The sequence below is a fragment of the Algoriphagus sp. 4150 genome (assembly GCF_031457395.1).
In the GTDB taxonomy this organism is placed as follows: Bacteria; Bacteroidota; Bacteroidia; order Cytophagales; family Cyclobacteriaceae; genus Algoriphagus.
The window spans coordinates 1-2074 of the sequence record NZ_JAVDWS010000066.1 but is presented as its reverse complement, the minus strand read 5'-3'; the positions used below and the strand labels follow the sequence as shown (position 1 = coordinate 2074).

Sequence of the window (2074 nt, the reverse complement as noted above, 5' to 3'; positions counted from 1 at the left end):
AAATAACTCCACTTCTTCCTGACAACCAACCTATTGTCACCAGCTGTCAGTATATAATTTCGCTACTGGCAGAATCCCGTATATTCATATTTTTTAATATAGCCTATCCAACTTCCTCTTCTTTCTCAGATTTGTTCATCCAAAAGGATGCTGAGCCAAACCAGATTACCGTTCCGACCAGCATCAAGGTTTTGGAAAGATCAGGGGTGATTATCCCATTCAAAACCAAGAAAGAAGGGAAGAGTGTCAATGCTAAAGCAGCGAATGATATGATTTTTAATACGATTTTCATAATCAATAAGTTAATGGAATGGTAGGAGAGACATTTGTTGTTTTTTTCTGAATAGCTTTGGAAGCTAATAGATAAACGAAAACAGCTACAAACCAGCCCGGAAGTCCAAGGAAGAAAATTTCAATTCCTCCCCAGATATTCAGTCCCAGACAGAAGACCAATGATATGGCCCAAGTGATTCCCACAGCCGGATTGAAATGTGACTTGGTCAATTCTGCATAATTGCTTGCGAGTCCCATTTTTGGAAGGACAAATACATCCAAGAATATCACAGCCCCCAGAGGCATCAAGATCAGTCCGTACAGTGCTACGAATTCCAGCAATTGCATAACCAATGCGGGAAAGCATGCTGCAATCGTAGTCACCAAGCCCACAAAGAGCGTAACTTTCCATGTTTTCCATTTTGGATTGATGGATTGGATAGCAAGTCCGGCGCGATATAGCGTAGGGTTTGCAGTAGTCCAGCCAGCGATTACCACGCAGACAGCTCCGGCAATACCTGCCGCTTCATAGGCGATAGGTCCCGGCGCAAATACTAAGCTGCCTTTTGATTCCAAAAGAAAGAGTGAATACAATATTCCTGAAGCCATCCAAGCGATAAAGTGCCCCAGAAATACACCCGTTGCTGAGGAAAATCCATACGTCCATTTCTTGGCATAGCGAAGGAGCGACATATCTGCCATCCCGATATGCATTCCCATATTGCAAAACCAGGAGAAGAACATGATATGCCAAAAGGTAAATTTGCTTTGTCCTTCCAGAGGCACTCCATTCCAAATCGTGGTTTCGGCTACCGGCCAAAACTCAGAAAATGAGTTGATTCCAAGTCTGGGTAAAACACCAACTGCAGCCGCAATAAAGATCATAATCATCCAAGGAGCTGCAATATTGGCGAATTTGGAGATGACGTTGAATCCGAACATGGCTACAACGGTTGTAATAGCACCAATTCCAAAAACAGTGATAATCCATCCTGAACTATTGGGATACACATCCGTGAGCGATGGCATAGGAAGATTAAAAGGGATTCCCACTGCTGTTGCTGAAACGGCGATCATAGCACCTGCCAAGAAACAGAATAACGCTGCGTTTACTAAATTATAGAAAAGTGTAAAGCGGTTGCCTGCAATTTTCTCTAATTGATAATAAAGTGTGGTACGGGTCTTTACGGCTACTTTTCCCGTAAAAAATGCCCAACTGAGAACAGCGAGAATATTACCTATGATCAAACCGCTGACCAAATCTCCTGCAGAAGCGCCATGGGCTACGAAAAGTGGACCAAGAACAAATTCTGTTCCTGCGGTGTGCTCTCCGGCGTAAGTGCCAATAAAGCTTTTCCAGCCTTTGAGCTTGTTCTTTGGTATGGGCGTTCGCTCGTATTCATTGACAGCTTCGAGCCGCTGTTTTAGGGTTTGGGTTGATGACATAGGTTTTCTGTTGGGCTTGGAGTTCAAATTAGGCTAGGAGATGCTGTTAAGTATCCTGTAGTATATGGTTAGGGGCAGATAGAAAATTGTAAGTATGATTATCCGTAATGATGCCAGTAGCCATATTTTCTTCGTTTTACTTGTTGGAAGACCGATGACGGATGACCGAAGTGGCCTTGATGATAAATTTCACCAAATCCTTTTATGCTTTAATCTTTTTATTAGTGGTAGAAAAACGGATATACATAATAGTAAATCCCTTTATAGAGGTGGACGCTTAGTCTCATATAATATTTTGAATATATAATTTGTCTTCATTCACCATTCTTTTGATTAGGTTGTGGAAGATTGTCTG

2 protein-coding genes are annotated in these 2074 nt (G+C 42.1%); one reads left to right on the top strand and one right to left on the bottom strand.

The window, feature by feature from the left end; genetic code table 11:
* A partial coding sequence (locus tag J2X69_RS24705; RefSeq protein ID WP_310109534.1) for a hypothetical protein occupies positions 1–317 on the top strand: 317 nt, incomplete at its 5' end.
* Here J2X69_RS24705 and J2X69_RS24700 read toward each other — a convergent pair.
* Positions 295–1719 carry a hypothetical protein gene (locus J2X69_RS24700; protein WP_310109532.1) on the bottom strand — a complete coding sequence of 475 codons (1425 nt, stop codon included), beginning with the start codon at positions 1717–1719 and terminating at the stop codon, positions 295–297. The genes J2X69_RS24705 and J2X69_RS24700 overlap by 23 nt on opposite strands.
* Positions 1720–2074: the final 355 nt, after the last annotated feature.

What these genes read in the sequence shown, in the direction of transcription:
- J2X69_RS24700 (WP_310109532.1), bottom strand. Translation starts at nt 1,719, where the DNA reads ATGTCATCAACCCAAACCCTAAAACAGCGGCTCGAAGCTGTCAATGAA.